The sequence below is a fragment of the Streptomyces shenzhenensis genome (assembly GCF_021462265.1).
Classification (GTDB): domain Bacteria; phylum Actinomycetota; class Actinomycetes; order Streptomycetales; family Streptomycetaceae; genus Streptomyces; species Streptomyces shenzhenensis.
In genome coordinates this window covers 238,204-254,350 of sequence record NZ_JAJONF010000007.1, presented here as the reverse complement: position 1 = coordinate 254,350, position 16,147 = coordinate 238,204, and the positions used below count along the sequence as shown (strand labels likewise).

The following is a 16,147-nucleotide window of genomic DNA, read 5'->3' as shown; positions in this document are numbered from 1 at the left end:
CTTTGGCCAGAGGTCGCTCGCCGGGTGACCGTTACGCAATTCAGTCAATCATGGCCGTAACCCCTGGTCCCCACCCATCCGGACCAGGGGTTTTGCGTCCCTACTCGGCACCCGAACACCCGTCCTTTAGTCCCGTGTTGTCCGCATTCATCGACGAACACGTAACACCGGTTAAGGACCCGGCCGGCCCCGGGAATCCCGAGGTCATGACCCACAACACCCCGCTCTCCCCCCGCCCTCTGCGCCACCTGTCCGACGTCCACCGCCGGGTGCTGACGACGACTCAGCTCCGCTCGCACGGCGTCCCGGCCACCGAGATCGCCGAGCAGTGCCGGCCGGGCGGCCCCTGGCGGCAACTGCTCCCGGGCGTGGTCCTGCTCCACCCCGGCCCGCCGACCAGCGAGGAACGCCTGCACGGCGCCCTCCTGTTCAGCGCGCGCGAACCGGCCCCGGGCGTCCCGGCGCAGCCGACCCCCCACTCCCCGCACCGCCCGGTCTACGCGGACGCGGTGATCACGGGCCTGGCGGCGCTGACCCTGCACGGCTTCTCCGCGACCCCGCCGCTGCTCTCCCTGGACCATGTGGACGTCCTGGTCCCGCGGATGCGCCGGTTGCGCTCCATCTCCTACGTCCGGGTGCTCCGCACCCCGTCCCTGCCGGACCCCGTGCAGGTGACGGGCCTCCCGGTCGCGCCGGTGCCGCGCGCCCTCGCGGACGCGGTGGCGGACCTGACCGAGGCGGAGGCGGTACGGCGGCTGCTGACCGAGGCGGTGCGCGGCGGCCACTGCGAACCGGCGGCCGTGGTGCGGGAGCTGACCCAGGCCAAGCTGCTCTCCCGCCCGCATGTGGTGGACGCCGTGGAGTCGCTCGTCGCCGAGGGCCGGGCCATCGCGGAGGACCGCCTCTACCGGATGGTCCATGAGTACGGCCTGCCCGCCCCGGTCTGGAACGTGGACCTGAGGCTGCCGGGCGGCCCCCGTCTGGGCGGCTTCGACGCCTACTGGCCCGAGCAGGCGGTCGCCGTCGAACTGGACACCCGGGCACCGCGCCAGGGCCACCGGAAGGAAGAAGACGACGCCCTGTGGTCCGAGTACGCCCGCAAGCGGGAGCACCTGGAGCGCCTCGGCATCACCGTCGTGTACCTCACCCCGAAGAAGCTCCGCTCCGCGATGGAGCAGCAGGCGGCGGTGGTCCGCACGGCCCTGATGGCGGCCGGCGACCGCGATCCGGCCGCGTACGTGGTGGTGCTGCCTCGCTAGGCGCGGCGTCCGGGACAGCGAGGGGCCGCCGGTCCGGAGGGGGACCGGCGGCCTCTTCCCCTGTGGCGGGGCGGCTGCGCGAGAGGACCGCTCGCGGTGGGCGCGAGCGAGTCCGTGGGCCGGGGCTACTGCCCGCCGACGCCGGGGCGCAGTTCGTCGCGCACGTCGCCGACGACATGGGCGAGCAGGTCGGCGTAGGCGGCGATCATCCGGGTCCGGCTGAACCGCTCGCGGCTCGCCGCCAGCGCGGGAGCGAAGAGCTCTCTGTCGGCCACCGCCGCCGACCAGGCGAAGGCGATCGCGTCGGGGTCGAAGGGCGTCACGAACCCGTGTCCCTCGACGATCGACGCGCTGTCGCCGACGTCCGTCGTGACCGGGACCGCGCCGCACATCATGCCCTCGATCAGGCAGAGCGGCGCCGCCTCGCCGGAGGCGGAGGTGAGGGCGACGACGTCCGAGCCGGCGTAGACGGTCTCCATGTCGTGGCGTACGCCGAGCAGGTGCAGGCGGTCGCCGAGGGCGGCCCGGTCGGGGCCGAACGCGACCTCGATGTCGGCCCAGAGAGCGGGGTTGTCCTCGGTCATCCCGGCCCCGCACATGACGACGTGCCCGCCGCCCTCGCGGGCCAGCCAGGCCCTCGCCGCCCGCAGGAAGAGCGGCACGTTCTTCATGCCGGCGTACCGGGCGGCGAACACGACAACGGGGGCGCCGGGGGCGCCGGGCGCGGTGGCGGAGACGCCGAGGGACTCGCGGAAGGCGAGCCGTGCCGCGGCGTCCGGCCGGAAGCGGAGCAGGTCGACGCCGTTCGGGATGACGTGCAGCAGCTCGCCGGGGATCCCGGCGGCCTCGTACGCGTCCCGGGTGGACTCGGCGCAGCACACGCACGCCACGACGGTCCCGTCCGCGATGGCGGCCTTCAGTTCGTCCAGCGCCGGGCCCTGGTTCTCCGGGTCGGACCGGTGCAGGCAGACGACGACGGGACGGCGGGGCAGCCCGTTCTGGTTGAGCAGCGCGAGCGGCTGCTCCTTCAGCGACAGGATGACGTCGGCGCCGGCCATGGCCCGCGCCGTATCGGCCAGCTCGGGTCCGCTGAAAACCGACGCCGCGACGGTGCCGTCGACGAGCCCGGCGCTGCGGCCCAGGGAGGTGACCTCGATGCCACCGGCCGTAAGGGCCCGGTAACAGGCGTCGTCCTCCATGCGCTGCGCGGTGGCTTCCCGGTGGACCTCACCGTGCAGACTCAGCACCCGGTGCCACTGCTGTCCGCCCTCCACCAGGCCCAGCAGCACATCACTGTGCACGATCCGGGCTCCCCCGGAGAAAAAACCCTCGTAGACCGAGAGCACGCGAAGTCCGAGCCGAGCGCTCACACGACCACCAGCCTTGCACCAGATCGAGCCATCCCCGGGATCCGCGGGTTAGCCGATATGAGGCGGTACGGACGTTTCATTCGAATGAACGGAATGTCTCGTCCCGGAGTCGGCTGCGTTTACACGGCGAGCGCCCGGCCCCAGGTCGCCGGCAGCATTCCGCTTACCTCACCGCCACCCCTCTGACCTGGTGTTTCGCCAGGGCAGCCGGCTCCCCCGCGCGCTCCGGACGAGCGCGGCCGACGGCAAAGAATCGGCAAGCGGGACGTCCGGACGCGCGACGATGTCACCGGCGGCGGCGGGTGTTGAGGCGCGCGGCCTGGCGGGTCAGATGATCCCGCTCGGCGAGGTTCGTGGCCTTGCCGGCCGCCTCGGCGTACAGCCGTGCCGCGGTCGTCGGATCGCCGTCGCGTTCGTGCAGGTAGGCGGCGACCGCGGGGTACCGGGGCAGGGCGGCGTCCAGCCCGGCGAGTGCGGCGAGGCCGGCGCGGGGGCCGTCGGCCTCGCCGACGGCGACCGCGCGGTTGAGCCGGACGACCGGGCTGCCGGTCAGCGTGACGAGTTCGTCGTACCACTCGACGATCTGCACCCAGTCGGTCTCCGCGGCGGTGGGCGCGTCCGCGTGCAGGGCGGCGATGGCGGCCTGCGCCTGGAACTCGCCGAGGCGGTCGCGGGCGAGGGCCGCCTGGAGGATCCCGACGCCCTCGGCGATCAGGCGGGTGTCCCACCGGCCGCGGTCCTGCTCCGCGAGCGGGACCAGGCTGCCGTCGGGCGCGGTCCGGGCGGCCCGCCGGGCATGGTGGAGCAGCATGAGGGCGAGCAGCCCGGCCGCCTCGGGGTGGTCGACCCGGGCCGCGAGCTGCCGGGTGAGCCGGACCGCCTCGGCGGCGAGGTCGACGTCACCGGAGTAGCCCTCGTTGAAGACCAGGTAGAGGACGCGCAGCACGGTGGCCACGTCACCGGGCTGGTCGAACCGCACGCCGGCCACGGTCCGCTTGGCCCGGCTGATGCGCTGGGCCATGGTCGCCTCGGGCACCAGGTAGGCCCGGGCGATCTGCCGGGTGGTGAGTCCGCCGACCGCGCGCAGGGTGAGCGCGACCGCGGAGGAGGGCGTGAGGGAGGGGTGGGCGCACAGGAAGCAGAGCTGGAGGGTGTCGTCCGCGGCGGGGACCGGGCCGGGTGGCGGCTCCTCGTCCACGCGCTCCTCACGGCGGCGGCGTGCGGTGTCCGCGCGGGTCGCGTCCAGGAACCGCCGCCAGGCCACGGTGACCAGCCAGCCCTTCGGGTCCCGTGGGGGATCCGCCGGCCAGACCCGGATCGCCTCGACCAGGGCGTCCTGGACGGCGTCCTCGGCCGCCGCGAAGTCGGCTCCGCGGCGGACGAGGACGGTGAGCACGCTCGGTGTGAGGCTCCTGAGCAGTGCCTCATCCACCGGCGTGGCACTCCATGCCGCCGGGTGCCGCGGTGAGGAACGGGCGCACCTCCAGCCACTCGTGGATCGGCCTGCCGCCCGCCCCGGGAGCCGCCGACAGTTCACCAGCCAGTTCGAGGGCACGCTCCTGGCTGTCGACGTCGATCACCATCCAGCCGGCGATCAGGTCCTTGGTCTCGGCGAACGGGCCGTCGGTGACCGGCGGGCGCCCCTCGCCGTCGTACCGGACCCACAGCCCCTCCGGGGCGACGGCCTGGCCGTCGACGAACTCGCCGGTCTTCTCCAGCCTGGCCGCGAAGTCGTTCATGTACTGCACGTGGGCCGAGATCTCCTCGGGCGTCCACTGGTCCATGGGCACGTTGTTGACCGGGGCCGGGGCGCCGCGGTAATGCTTCAGAAGCAGGTACTTGGCCATCGTGGTTCTCCTCGGTACTGATGCGGCCCATTGTGGTCGCCTTCACCCCGGGGACGGAGCCGGTCACGGGTTCTCGACATCACCGCCGAAGATTTCTCGGGTCGCGCCGGAGTTCGTTTCTCCGCGGGCCGGCCGAACGGGTGTCAGCCCTTCTTCAGGACCAGCTCCGTGTTCCGGTCCGTCGTGTCGCCGCCGAGTGCCTTGCCGGCGCCGGGCGCGTTGAAGGCCAGCTCGCGGTAGAGGGCGGCGAGGCCGGTCTGGGACAGGTCGGAGAAGTCGGTGCGGTGCGGGGCGGCCGACTCGATCAGGGTGGTGAACAGGGAGATCGTGCCGTCCTTGTTGTCCGCCACCTCGACGACCCGGGCGAGCTGCGGGTAGTCGACGTGCGAGGCGGTGGTGATCTCCCAGAAGGAGTTGCCGTCGGCGGCCTTGTGCGGGGTGATGAGGTTGCGGTGGATGTGGCCGTTGACCCAGGCCAGCACGCCCGCGTGGCGGTTGAGCAGGGTGACCAGCTCGGCGCCGGTGTGGCGGCGTTCGCCCGGGTGGGCCGGGTCGGGGCGGGTGTTGGTCATCGTCCGGCTGGTGTGGTGGCTGAAGACGACCGCGTAGGAGTCCTTGTTCTCCTTCAGGGTCTTGTCCAGCCAGGCCAGCTGGGCCGTTCCGATCGATCCGTCGTAGTGGCCGCCCGCGTCCGTCGTGTCGAGGCTGATGCCGATGACGTCGTCGGAGATGCGGAAGGCGTAGTACTGGGTGCCCGCGGCCACGTTGGCGGTCGAGTAGCCGTGACCGACCGGGCCGAGGCCCTGGTAGGCCGGGTCCAGGTGGGCCTTGAGGTAGTCCGCGGCCGTGTAGGGGGCGCGCTTGTCGTCCGCGGTGACCGAGCGCATCGACCGGGCGTGGGCCTTGAGGAAGTCGCGGTAGCCGCTGCCCTTGGGGTCCTGGGCGCCCCGGATGGAGTCCTGGAGCTTCTTGGCCTCGGCGTCGGTCACCGTCATCAGCTTCTTGCCGCCGATCGCGAACGCGGCGAGGTAGGGGTCGGCGTGCGAGCCGAAGCAGCCGAGCGGCAGGGCGTCGTGGTTGCCGACCGTGGAGTACCAGGGGAGGTTGAGGCCGGGGCTGCGCACCTCGCGGATAGCGGCGGCCAGGAAGCCGGCGAGGTGCGGGAAGCCGAGCGCCTTGTCGTGGTCGCGGACGGTGGCGGACGCCTGCCAGTACAGCTTGAGGCCGCTGTTCTGGACGCCCTCGTAGTGCTTGGGGTCACCGGTGTTCGGGGTGATCCGGCCGCCGCTCATCACCTTCATGAACCACTCCAGTTCGGAGTGGGCGTTGTTGTCGGTGTTGTCGCCGGTCGTCATCACGAAGTGCAGCGGCGAGCCGGTGACCGGGGCGCCGCGCAGCGCGTTGACCCGCTCGACGAGCGAGATGGCGCCGGGCACGGTGAGCGCCTCGTGCGGGCGCCAGGCGTGCGGGTCGTGGGCACGCACGAACTCGAGGCGCACCGGGTGCTGAACGTCCATCAGATGCAGGTCGGTGAACTGCACGAACGCGGCGAGGGCGGTGCGGCGGCCGGCCCGGCCGGACTTGGCGGCGGCCAGGTCGGAGCGCAGCACGCGCGCCCAGCCGGCGCCGTCGCCGAGCCGCCGGTAGCCGGAGCTGTTCCGGGGCGCCGCGACGGAGGCGAGGGTGGTGCCCCTGGTGTAGGGGGCGAGGGGGGCCGCCGCGGCCCGGCGGTCCTCGGCGACCGGCTGCTGCTCGGCGGCCACGGCGGGGGCGGCCTCGCTGTCGGTGGGGCGCAGGGCGTAACCGACGCCCGCGGAGAGCGAGACGGCTCCGGTGGCGGCGAGCACGGTACGGCGGTTGATCTCCAGTGCCTCACGGCCCTTGTGGGCCGCGGAGGTGGCGACTGAGCGTATGCGCGACATGGCGCGATCTCCCCGAGTACGAACGCGTCGGCAGTGGTCGCGGGCGATCGCTTCCGCGAACTTCCCGCTCACTTCGGATCGTTGGCATCGGGGGTGACCTGTGCGTGAACGCGGCCGCAACGCGCAGCGCCGATCACCGTACGTGGATCAGGTCGGGTGGGAACCGGTCATGGAGCGGATCGCGGGCGTCCGGGACCCGGTTACTGCGCGTTCATCTGCCGGGGTAGCGGAGGGTCTTCGGCGCTCACGGCTGTTCTTGTGCGAACCGTCCCGCCGCCGGCCGCTCCCGCCACAGCCGCAGGGCGACGTCGATCAGCCGGATGTGCCTCAGGGACGGTACGGCGTCCAGGTCCTGCCAGGCGGCCATGTCGGTGGAGCCGCCGACCTCGTTCCTGAGTTCGCCGCCGGTGATCTCGCCGCTGTAGATGATCCGCACGCCGTGGTGGTCGGTGGCGGGTCGCCGCAGTCCCGCGCGGGGCAGGCTGAGGCGGTGGGAGTCGATGCCCAGCAGGCCGGTCACCTCGATGCGGTAGCCGGTCTCCTCCATGAGTTCGCGGCGGACCGTGTCGTACGGGTCCTCGCCGTGCTCCATGCCGCCGCCGGGCAGGACCCACTCGGGGGTGCCGTCGTCGGCCGGTGACCGGGCGAGCAGGATCTGACCGTCACGGACGCACACGGCGTAGGCCGCCACCCTGAGCTTCTCGCGCACGTCGGCACGGTAGGGGGCGCCATGGCCGGCGTCCAAGAGGATTTCCATTCACGGCGAGGGCACAGACAGTCGGTTCCCCACCCTGGATCGGACAGCCGTCACCTTCCTCAAATCCCCCTCAGGAAATCACCGGAACCTTCGCTACCGCCATGTCCCTGCCATACGGTCATCGTGTCCGACCGCCAACAGCGCGGTCCCCACCGGATAGGCGTTCCTTGAATACATCAGTACGCCGCACCATCTTTCTCTCCTCGACAACGCTCCTGCTGTGCACGGCTCTTACGGGCCCTGCACTGGCCACGGAGACAACTCCAGCCGCTTCACCGTCGGCGTCCGCCTCGGCCGACGACCCGGTCATCAACACGGCTCCGCCTGAGGAGCCCGAGGAGAGCATCTCGGAAATCCCGGACGACACCGCCGCCGATCCAACGGATGAGCCCACGGACGAGCCCACTTACACCGGCAAGCCTCAGCCCGGAGAGTCGACCAATCCCGCGGACTGCAGCCCGGCCCACGGCGTCTACGTTCCGACGGATCAAGGCAAGCAGTACCACCATGGTGTCGGGCCCACGAACTCGAACTACAACGGCACGTCAAGAACGGCGAGGTCGACGTTCACGTCGGAGGTGACGGGCGAGGTGGGTGTCGCCATCAGCGGCGACCTGGAGACCTCGGTCAATACAATGCTGGTCAAGATCAAGGCCAAGTTCAACGTCACCGTGTCGGCGAAGCTCACAGCCAAACTCGGGAACTCAATCTCCGTGGACACGCCAGCACACACGACCACGCACGCCAAATATGGCGTCTATCGGCTCAAACACACGGGCAAGACCTACGTGGTCCACCAGAACTGCACGAGCTCGCCGGAGCACACTGTCGTCAGCTACTCCCCCTATCGGGTCGGCTGGTATCTATGGGAAAGCTGAGGGCTCTCGCCGCAGCAGGGGGACTAGCCGCTGTGGTAATGCTGACTGGCTGCACCAGCGGTCAGGACGGCACGGCGCGTCCTCATCACACGCTCGCGTCCCACTCCACATCACCCACAGCGACATCGACATCGGGCCGTGCCGAGTACGTCCCCGGGGAGACCGTGAGCAGGGCGCCGGTCCTTCCCGAAGGAGAAATCGTCGCGCAGGTGGCGAATGCCAGCGGAAACCGCGAGATGGAAATCCGCGGCGGAATCAAGGCCGGGGCCCTGTCGGTCCTGGTGAATTGTCAGGGCCAGGGAAAACTCACCGTCTCATTGGAACCGGTCGGGCTGAGTTTTCCTCTCGAATGCGTGAACGGAGAGGTCAGCAGCACTTTCAATCAACTGGATCTGAAGCGTGACCGCGGACACGGAACGGTTAGCGTGACTGCTCCGTCCAGCGTCCGCTGGGCACTTACCGTCGGACGATAGGCGGATGGAGCCCGGAAATCACCACTGCCGGGCTCCGCTCCGCGAGTTGTACGACACCGGCTTCAAGAAGCCAAGACAGGTACCGCGTTCCTCTCCGCCGTCCGCGGCGCGGTCGCGGGCACTGGCAGCGTGCAGATCGAGAAGGTCACGCCATAGGCGACTGCAATGCCAGCGGACGGTGCCCCTGCTTCACCAGCGAGATGGTTCAGGGCCGCCCCGTCACCTCTGCCCGCGCCCACAGGCCAGGCCGTGAGGAACTCCGCCCGCCCGGCTCGAACCACGGACAGGATCCGTGTCTCCGCCCGGGACGCGAAACCGGACGCCCAGTGCGCCCAAGATCGTTCGGGGCGTGCCAATGAGACGGGCCGCTTCCCCCTCACTGCTCAGGGACGGCACGGGAGGGTCTCTGGACTTGGATGCGCCCCTCGCAGTGGGCGCTCGCGCCAAAAGGTGCAGGCACTGCAGACCAGGGAGGCCGGTACGCGAGTACGCGACCGGCTTCCTGGGACGCCTCGCAGCGCCAAGGGCTGGGCAGACACCGGCACTTCCGCTCCGGGACCGGACGAGGACCGGGGGTTTTCCCCATACGTTCATATCGATTCGGTCAACGTTCCCAAAAGACCGTGCCCTTGGGAAAAGCTGTGCGCCTACGCGCCGGACATGACCGTGTCCGGTTACTCAACGCTCGTTCCTTTACCTACAAGGGATGCAGATGACCCTCACCCCCCAGCACGACCCGATACCGGGCCACAGACGTCTGGGCCGGTTGGCCGTCGCCGTCGGTGTGGTGGCCGCGCTCGCCGCCGCCGGGCCGGTGCCCCTGGCCGCCGCCGCGGCCCAGGCCTCCGCCACGTCCGCCACCACCGCCGACCCCGGCGTCAAGTCGGCCCATGACAAGCTCGGTTCGGACGACGCCGAACTGCTCGCCGAGGCCAAGGCGACCAACGCCAAGAACGTCACGATGATGATCGCGACCGCGCCGGGGCAGACCGAGCAGGTCGCCCGGGAGCTGGACGCGGTCAGGGGCGGCTCGGTGGGCCGCACGTACGACCGGATCGGTTACGTCCGGGCCACCGTCCCCACGGGGCGGGCGGACTCGGCGATCGCCGCCGCCGCGAAGCTGTCCTCGGTGCACGCGATCGACCTGCGCCAGGAGGTCAAGCTCGACGACCCGACGGCGAGCGGGACGGACGCGAAGGCCGCCAAGTCGACGTCCTCCTACTCGGGGCCGAACAAGAACACCCCCGCCGAGAACCCCTACAACCCCTCCTTCGAAACGGGCGCCGTCGACTTCGTCAAGGAGCACCCGAAGGCGGACGGCCGGGGCATCACCATCGGCATCCTGGACTCCGGCGTCGACCTCGGCCACCCGGCGCTGCAGAAGACCACCACGGGCGAGCGGAAGATCGTCGACTGGGTCACCTCGACCGACCCGGTCAACGACGACGACGGCACCTGGCGGCGGATGACCACCTCGGCCTCCGGCCCGTCCTTCTCGATCACCACGGTCAGCCTGGGGACCGAGAACTTCAAGGCGCCCGAGGGCACGTACAAGTTCAACTACATGTACGAGTCCGCCACCACGGGTGGCGACATGAAGGGCGACCTGAACCGCGATGGCGACACCAGCGACGCCTGGGGCGTGCTGTATGATCCCGCCTCCGGTACCGCGCGCGTCGACCTGAACGACAACCTCGACTTCACCGACGACGTACCAATGAAGCCGTACAAGGACGGTTACCAGATCGGCTACTTCGGGACCGACAACCCGGCGACAGACGTCGTCGAGCGCATCCCGTTCGTGGTCGAGATCCGCAAGGACGTCGTCTACAACGCGTCCGGCGCGAAGGCCGACTTCGTCAACATCGGGGTCATCGAGTCCGAGCACGGCACCCACGTCGCCGGCATCACCGCCGCCAACGGCCTGTTCGGCGGCAGGATGAACGGCGCGGCCCCCGGGGCGAAGATCGTCTCATCGCGGGCCTGCACCTGGACCGGCGGCTGCACCAACGTCGCCCTCACCGAGGGCATGATCGACCTGGTCGCGAACCGGGGCGTCGACATCGTCAACATGTCGATCGGCGGCCTCCCGGCGCTGAACGACGGCAACAACGCCCGCGCCGAGCTGTACACGCGGCTCATCGACACCTACGGCGTGCAGCTCGTGATCTCGGCAGGAAACTCCGGTCCGGGCGCCAACACCATCGGCGACCCCGGTCTCGCCGACAAGGTCATCTCGGTCGGCGCGGCCATCTCCAAGGCGACCTGGGCCGCCAACTACGGCTCCCAGGTGACCACCAAGTACCAGCTGCTCCCCTTCTCCTCGCGCGGCCCGCGGGAGGACGGCGGCTTCACGCCGACCCTGGTCGCTCCCGGCGCCGCGATCAACACCACCCAGACCTGGCTGCCGGGCGCCCCGGTCGCCGAGGCGGGCTACTCGCTGCCGGCCGGCTACTCCATGCTCCAGGGCACCTCGATGGCCTCCCCGCAGGCCACGGGCGCCTCGGCGCTGCTGCTCAGCGCGGCCAAGGAGAAGGGCATCGCCCTCTCCCCCGCCGACCTGCGCACCGCCCTGACCTCGACCGCCGACCACATCAAGGGTGTCCAGGCCTACGAGGAGGGGGCGGGCCGGATCAACATCGTCGACGCGTGGGAGTCGATCCGCGACCACGCCACCGCGCACGACTACTCGGTCAAGGCGCCGGTCGACACCGCGATCGACTCCGCGCTGAAGACCCCGGGCTACGGCACCGGGCTCTACGACCGCGAGGGCGGCCTGAAGGCCGGGCAGAAGAAGACGTACGACATCACGATCACCCGGACCTCCGGCGCCGACCGGGCGGTCCGGCACCAGCTGCACTTCGAGAACAACGCCGGTCACACCTTCAAGATCCTCGGCTCCGACGAGGTGAAGCTGCCGCTGAACCAGCCGGTGACGGTCCAGGTGCAGGCGAGGGCGAAGAGCGCGGGCATCAAGTCGGCGATCCTGGAAGTCGACGACCCGCGGACCGAGGGCGTCGACAAGCAGATCCTGACGACCGTCGTGGTGTCGGCTCCGGTCGACTACACGTACTCGGCGTCGGGTTCGGTGCAGCGCAACAGCTCCACGTCGTACTTCGTGACCGTGCCGGAGGGCGCCAGGTCCCTCGAGGTCGCGATGAGCGGGCTCGCCGGCAAGAGCCAGACACGGTTCATCGCCATCCACCCCTACGGCGTCCCGGTCGACAACACCGGCACCCCGTACTGCTACAACAACTACCTGAATGGCAACGGCTGCGCACCGGACGTGCGTTCGTACGCCGATCCGCAGGCCGGGGTCTGGGAGATCGAGGTCGAGGCGCGCCGCACCTCGCCGCTGCTCGACAACCCCTACCGGCTGGACGTCACCGTGCTCGGCGCGGCCTTCGACCCGGAGACCGTGACCGTTCCCGAGGCCAAGGTCGGCACCCCGGTCACCGCCTCCTGGAAGGTGACCAACGAGTTCGCCGCCCTCGACGGCAAGCTGGTCGGCGGCCCGCTCGGCTCCTCGAAGACGACCCGCCCGGCCATCAAGGAGGGCGAGACCCAGGCGACGACGGTGACCGTGCCGGAGGGCGCGACGTCCCTGGACGTGGCGATCGGCAACGTGTCGGACGCCTCGGCCGACCTGGACCTGACCGTGTACGACGCGTCCGGCAAGCAGGTCGCGCAGTCCGCCGACGGCGACTCGGAGGAGGCGGTCTCCATCGCCTCGCCGGCCGCCGGGACTTACACGATCGAGGTCGTGGGCTACTCGGTCCCGTCCGGTTCCACCGACTACGACTACCGGGACGTGTTCTTCTCCACCGCGCTCGGATCCGTCACGGTCGACGGCTCGACGCCGGTCAGGCTCGGCACAGGCGCATCGGCCACGGTGACCGGCCAGGTCACGGCGGCCGCGGCGGCCCCGGAGGGACGTGAGTTCTTCGGGCAGGTCCGGCTGGTCAACGCGCGCGGCACGGCCGCGGGCGTCGGCAGCGTGAAGATCGAGAAGGTCACGCAGTAAGCACATCCGCTGGTGGGGGCGGGCGTCCGGTGGGGCGCCCGCCCTGTCAGCCGTCCTGGCACGTCGTGGTCCGCGACTCGGGCAGGTCGCGGACGATCCAGGTCCGCTCCGGGGCGATCTCCGCCTCCCCGACCGCGTACCGGTCGGGCACCTGCCGCCCGTCGGGGATGCCGACCAGGAGGCGGGCGCCCGTGCGGACCCGGGCGTCGGTGCCGGCTCCGAAGAGGAACTCCACCTCCGCGGCGGTCTTCGCGGGTTTGTAGGCGCGGGTCACGCGCAGCGTGACGCGTTCCTCGCCGGAGCCCGCGAGCTGCCGCACTCCGGTGACCGTGCCCTCGACGACCAGCCGGGCGCAGGCGAGGTAGCCGGGACCGCCGTCGTGTTCCTCGCCGCCCCGTCCCGGGGAGCTCGCCGCGCCGGCGGCCTTGTCCGCACTGGCACCGTTCGACATGGCTCCCGAACCGCCGTTCGCCGCCAGCAGCCAGCCGATGCCGAACACGGCCCCGGCGAACGCGGCCGCGAGGGCGCCGGCGAGACCGAGGGCACGGACGCCGGGGTGCGCCCGGCGCCTGCGGCGCTCGGCCGGGCGGGGCCGGGGCGCCGGCCGGGCGTCCGGCCCGGCGAGGGCGTCGCCGATGCCGGTGAGGTGCGCGCGCAGGAGGGCCAGGTCGGCGGTGGCGGCGCGGTGCTCGGCCATGAAGGCGGGGTCGGCCAGCTGTCCGGCGGAGAGCGGCTCGTCGTAGAGCACGGCGAACAGCGCGTCGGTCTCCACCCCGTCCTGGTCGCCGGGTCCGCCCCGGTCGTCGTACCGCTCGTGGTCGGCGGACATGTTCACACCACCTCGTCCTCGTGCAGGCGGGCGCGCAGGGCCCGTACCGCCGTGTGCAGCCGGCTCTTGACCGTGCCCTCGGGGATGCCCAGCTCCTCGGCTATCCCGCGTACCGGCAGATCGGCGTAGAAGCGCAGGACGAGGATCTGGCGCTGGGCGTCGGGCAGCCCGTCCAGGCCGCGGGCGACGGCGACGGAGAGCAGCCGGTTGTCCTCGCCCGAGGCGTGGTCGGGCTGGCGGAGGGAGGCGAGGCGTTCGCCGAGGCGTTCCTGGCGGCGCTTGGCGCGGTGCCAGTCCATCGCGAGCCGGGAGGCGACGACCGCCGCCCACGCCGACACGTCCCGCGGCGCCTCCTGGCCGCTCGCGGCCCGCTCCAGCAACCGCAGACGTACCTGCTGCACCCCGTCCGGCAGGTCCGCCTGCGGTACGCCGCCCAGCGCGAGCACCGCCCGCACCCGGCGCTCCTGGTCCGCGTCCAGCGGGTCCCCGTGCTGGTCCCCCTGGGCGCGGCGGGCCTTTCTGCGCAGCACAACCCACCCCCTCACCGCGTTTCCCCTACGACGCCCGGGCCCCCGGAAACGTTCGCCCCGCTCCCCGGAAATCTTTTCCGAGGCGTACGTCACACCGGCGCGCGGCGCAGTACAGCTTGCGGTACGACGGCCAAGTGGAGGTAATTTCTGCAGCTCAGCGGGGGTGCGGGCGGGAGTTCCACGGGGCGGGTGGTCCAGTGGGTGGGCGGGGCGCGCAAAGAACCCAAAGAATTGGACAGGCTGACCCGGGTCGGCCGCATGATGGAAAGGCCGCAGACACACGTCAACGTATGCAGAAGGAGTCGCTGTGAGGGTCGGAATCGTCGGAGCCACCGGTCAGGTCGGCACGGTCATGCGCGGGATCCTCAAGGAGCGGAACTTCCCGACCACGGAACTGCGCCTGTTCGCCTCGGCCCGCTCGGCCGGGACCGTGCTCGACGGCGTGACGGTGGAGGACGCGGCGAGCGCCGACTACTCCGGCCTGGACATCGTGCTGTTCTCGGCGGGCGGGGCCACCTCGAAGGCGCTCGCGGAGAAGGTCGCCGCCCAGGGTGCCGTCGTGATCGACAACTCCTCCGCCTGGCGCCGGGACCCCGAGGTCCCGCTGGTCGTCTCCGAGGTGAACCCGCACGCGATCGCCGACCGCCCGAAGGGCATCATCGCCAACCCGAACTGCACGACCATGGCCGCGATGCCGGTCCTGAAGGTGCTGGACGCGGAGGCGGGCCTCCAGGCGCTGGTCGCCACCACCTACCAGGCGGTGTCCGGCTCCGGTCTCGCGGGCGTCGCGGAGCTGCACGGGCAGGTGCAGAAGGTCGCCGCCGACGCGGACAAGCTCACCCACGACGGCGGCGCGGTCGACTTCCCCGAGCCGCAGGTCTACAAGCGGCCCATCGCCTTCAACGTGCTGCCCTTCGCCGGCAACCTCGTCGACGACGGTCTGAACGAGACCGACGAGGAGCAGAAGCTGCGCAACGAGTCCCGCAAGATCCTGGAGCTCCCGGACCTCAAGGTCTCCGGCACCTGTGTCCGCGTCCCGGTGTTCTCCGGCCACTCCCTCCAGGTCAACGCCCGGTTCGCCCGCCCGATCTCCCCCGAGCGGGCGACGGAGCTGCTCGCGACCGCCCCGGGCGTCGAGCTGTCCGACATCCCCACCCCGCTCCAGGCGGCCGGCCGGGACCCGTCGTACGTGGGCCGGATCCGCCGCGACGAGACGGTGGAGAACGGCCTCGCGCTGTTCGTCTCCAACGACAACCTCCGCAAGGGTGCCGCGCTCAACGCGGTGCAGATCGCGGAGCTGGTGGCGGCGGAGCTGTCGGCGAAGTAGGCACCGCGTTCGCGGGGGCGGTCACCCGGACCCGCCACGGGCCGGGTGACCGCCCCTGCCGCGGGTACAGCGTCCCTTGAGCATGGGCGGCCCCGATCGGGGGAGGCACCACACCATGACGAACACCCAGCAGGTCTGCGACGGCTCACACGTTCTCGACGGCAAGGTCGCCATGATCACCGGCGCGTCCAGCGGGATCGGGGCGGCCGCCGCGCGGCTGTTCGCCCGGGAGGGGGCGGCCGTCGTGCTGACGGCCCGGCGGGCGGAGCGGCTGGCCGCGCTGGTCGAGGAGATCGGCGCGGACGGCGGCCGGGCCCTGGCCGTGCCGGGGGACATCGTGTCCGCCGGGCACGTCGAGCGGGTGGTCCGGGCCGCCGTCGACACCTTCGGCCGCCTCGACTGCGCCTTCAACAACGCCGGGTACGGCACCGCGGGCACCGACCTGCACGAGACCGGCCAGGACGTCTACGAGCGGACCATGGACGTCAATGTGCGCGGTGTCTGGAACTGCCTGCGCTTCCAGATCCCCGAGATGCTCGAGAACGGCGGCTCGATCGTCAACACCTCCAGCGTCGCGGGGCAGCGGGCCACCGGCGCGTCCGCCGCGTACGTGGCCGCCAAGCACGCGGTCCTCGGGATCACCCGGGCGGCCGCGGCCGAGTACGCCGAGCGCGGCATCCGGGTCAACGCGCTGGTGGTCGGCAGCACCCGCACCGAGATGATGGACCGGGCCCTCGAGCAACTGCCGGAGCTGCGGGAAAGGTTCGAGGGCGAGACGCTCCAGAAGCGCATGGCCGGGCCCGCCGAGGTCGCCGAGGCCGCGCTGTGGCTGTGCGGCGACCGCGCCTCCTTCGTCACCGGCGCGGCGGTGCCGGTCGACGGCGGCACGACGGCGGCCTGACAGCGCTGACCAAGGGATCTCTGGGGTTTT

Annotated in this window: 13 protein-coding genes; 6 read left to right on the top strand and 7 right to left on the bottom strand. The window is 71.3% G+C overall.

Annotated elements, in window-relative coordinates; genetic code table 11:
- The first annotated feature begins 206 nt into the window (after window positions 1–206).
- Window positions 207–1,259, top strand: a complete 1,053-nt coding sequence (locus tag LQ326_RS13130; protein ID WP_234535933.1) for a hypothetical protein — start codon at window positions 207–209, stop codon at window positions 1,257–1,259.
- Window positions 1,260–1,384: 125 nt separating this feature from the next.
- Here the strand turns inward: LQ326_RS13130 and LQ326_RS13125 are convergent, their stop codons facing one another.
- The 5 genes from LQ326_RS13125 to LQ326_RS13105 form a co-directional block, all read right to left on the bottom strand.
- Window positions 1,385–2,605 (bottom strand): glycosyltransferase, encoded by a 1,221-nt coding sequence (locus LQ326_RS13125; protein WP_234535990.1) that lies wholly within the window; start codon window positions 2,603–2,605, stop codon window positions 1,385–1,387.
- Window positions 2,606–2,915: 310 nt separating this feature from the next.
- Window positions 2,916–4,061, bottom strand: a complete 1,146-nt coding sequence (locus tag LQ326_RS13120; RefSeq protein WP_234535932.1) for an RNA polymerase sigma factor — start codon at window positions 4,059–4,061, stop codon at window positions 2,916–2,918.
- Window positions 4,054–4,476 (bottom strand): YciI family protein, encoded by a 423-nt coding sequence (locus LQ326_RS13115; RefSeq protein WP_234535931.1) that lies wholly within the window; start codon window positions 4,474–4,476, stop codon window positions 4,054–4,056. The genes LQ326_RS13120 and LQ326_RS13115 overlap by 8 nt, the downstream gene beginning before the upstream one ends.
- Before the next feature lie 143 nt (window positions 4,477–4,619).
- The gene (locus tag LQ326_RS13110; RefSeq protein WP_234535930.1) at window positions 4,620–6,398 is read right to left on the bottom strand and encodes a TIGR03767 family metallophosphoesterase; all 1,779 of its coding nucleotides are present in this window, start codon (window positions 6,396–6,398) and stop codon (window positions 4,620–4,622) included.
- Between the two features lie 244 nt (window positions 6,399–6,642).
- Entirely contained in the window at window positions 6,643–7,089 is a 447-nt protein-coding gene (locus LQ326_RS13105; RefSeq protein ID WP_234535988.1) for an NUDIX hydrolase, read from the bottom strand.
- Window positions 7,090–7,322: 233 nt separating this feature from the next.
- Here LQ326_RS13105 and LQ326_RS13100 point away from each other — a divergent pair, with 233 nt between their 5' ends.
- From LQ326_RS13100 to LQ326_RS13090, 3 genes are all read left to right on the top strand, one after another.
- Window positions 7,323–8,033 (top strand): hypothetical protein, encoded by a 711-nt coding sequence (locus LQ326_RS13100; RefSeq protein ID WP_234535929.1) that lies wholly within the window; start codon window positions 7,323–7,325, stop codon window positions 8,031–8,033.
- Between the two features lie 164 nt (window positions 8,034–8,197).
- Window positions 8,198–8,506 carry a hypothetical protein gene (locus LQ326_RS13095; protein WP_234535928.1) on the top strand — a complete coding sequence of 103 codons (309 nt, stop codon included), beginning with the start codon at window positions 8,198–8,200 and terminating at the stop codon, window positions 8,504–8,506.
- 712 nt (window positions 8,507–9,218) lie between these two features.
- A complete protein-coding gene (locus LQ326_RS13090) occupies window positions 9,219–12,530 on the top strand; it encodes a S8 family serine peptidase (protein WP_234535927.1) in 3,312 nt (1,103 codons plus the stop codon).
- A gap of 46 nt (window positions 12,531–12,576) precedes the next feature.
- Here LQ326_RS13090 and LQ326_RS13085 read toward each other — a convergent pair whose 3' ends face one another.
- Both LQ326_RS13085 and LQ326_RS13080 read right to left on the bottom strand, forming a co-directional pair.
- Window positions 12,577–13,359: a hypothetical protein gene (locus LQ326_RS13085; RefSeq protein ID WP_234535925.1), complete on the bottom strand. Its 783-nt coding sequence runs from the start codon at window positions 13,357–13,359 to the stop codon at window positions 12,577–12,579.
- A 2-nt stretch (window positions 13,360–13,361) separates the two neighbouring features.
- Window positions 13,362–13,889, bottom strand: coding sequence for an RNA polymerase sigma factor (locus LQ326_RS13080; protein ID WP_181807106.1), 528 nt, complete (start codon window positions 13,887–13,889; stop codon window positions 13,362–13,364).
- Window positions 13,890–14,196: 307 nt separating this feature from the next.
- On the opposite strand from LQ326_RS13080, the gene LQ326_RS13075 reads away from it, so the two are divergent.
- Both LQ326_RS13075 and LQ326_RS13070 read left to right on the top strand, forming a co-directional pair.
- On the top strand, window positions 14,197–15,216 hold the full coding sequence (locus LQ326_RS13075) for an aspartate-semialdehyde dehydrogenase (RefSeq protein ID WP_234535923.1): 1,020 nt from the start codon (window positions 14,197–14,199) through the stop codon (window positions 15,214–15,216).
- A 115-nt stretch (window positions 15,217–15,331) separates the two neighbouring features.
- Window positions 15,332–16,117 carry an SDR family NAD(P)-dependent oxidoreductase gene (locus tag LQ326_RS13070; protein ID WP_234535921.1) on the top strand — a complete coding sequence of 262 codons (786 nt, stop codon included), beginning with the start codon at window positions 15,332–15,334 and terminating at the stop codon, window positions 16,115–16,117.
- The last annotated feature ends 30 nt before the right edge of the window (window positions 16,118–16,147 follow it).

Coding starts and splice junctions, on each gene's coding strand:
- LQ326_RS13110 (WP_234535930.1), bottom strand. CDS start 6,398: ATGTCGCGCATACGCTCAGTCGCCACCTCCGCGGCCCACAAGGGCCGT.
- LQ326_RS13115 (WP_234535931.1), bottom strand. CDS start 4,476: ATGGCCAAGTACCTGCTTCTGAAGCATTACCGCGGCGCCCCGGCCCCG.
- LQ326_RS13090 (WP_234535927.1), top strand. CDS start 9,219: ATGACCCTCACCCCCCAGCACGACCCGATACCGGGCCACAGACGTCTG.
- LQ326_RS13130 (WP_234535933.1), top strand. CDS start 207: ATGACCCACAACACCCCGCTCTCCCCCCGCCCTCTGCGCCACCTGTCC.
- LQ326_RS13085 (WP_234535925.1), bottom strand. CDS start 13,359: ATGTCCGCCGACCACGAGCGGTACGACGACCGGGGCGGACCCGGCGAC.
- LQ326_RS13070 (WP_234535921.1), top strand. CDS start 15,332: ATGACGAACACCCAGCAGGTCTGCGACGGCTCACACGTTCTCGACGGC.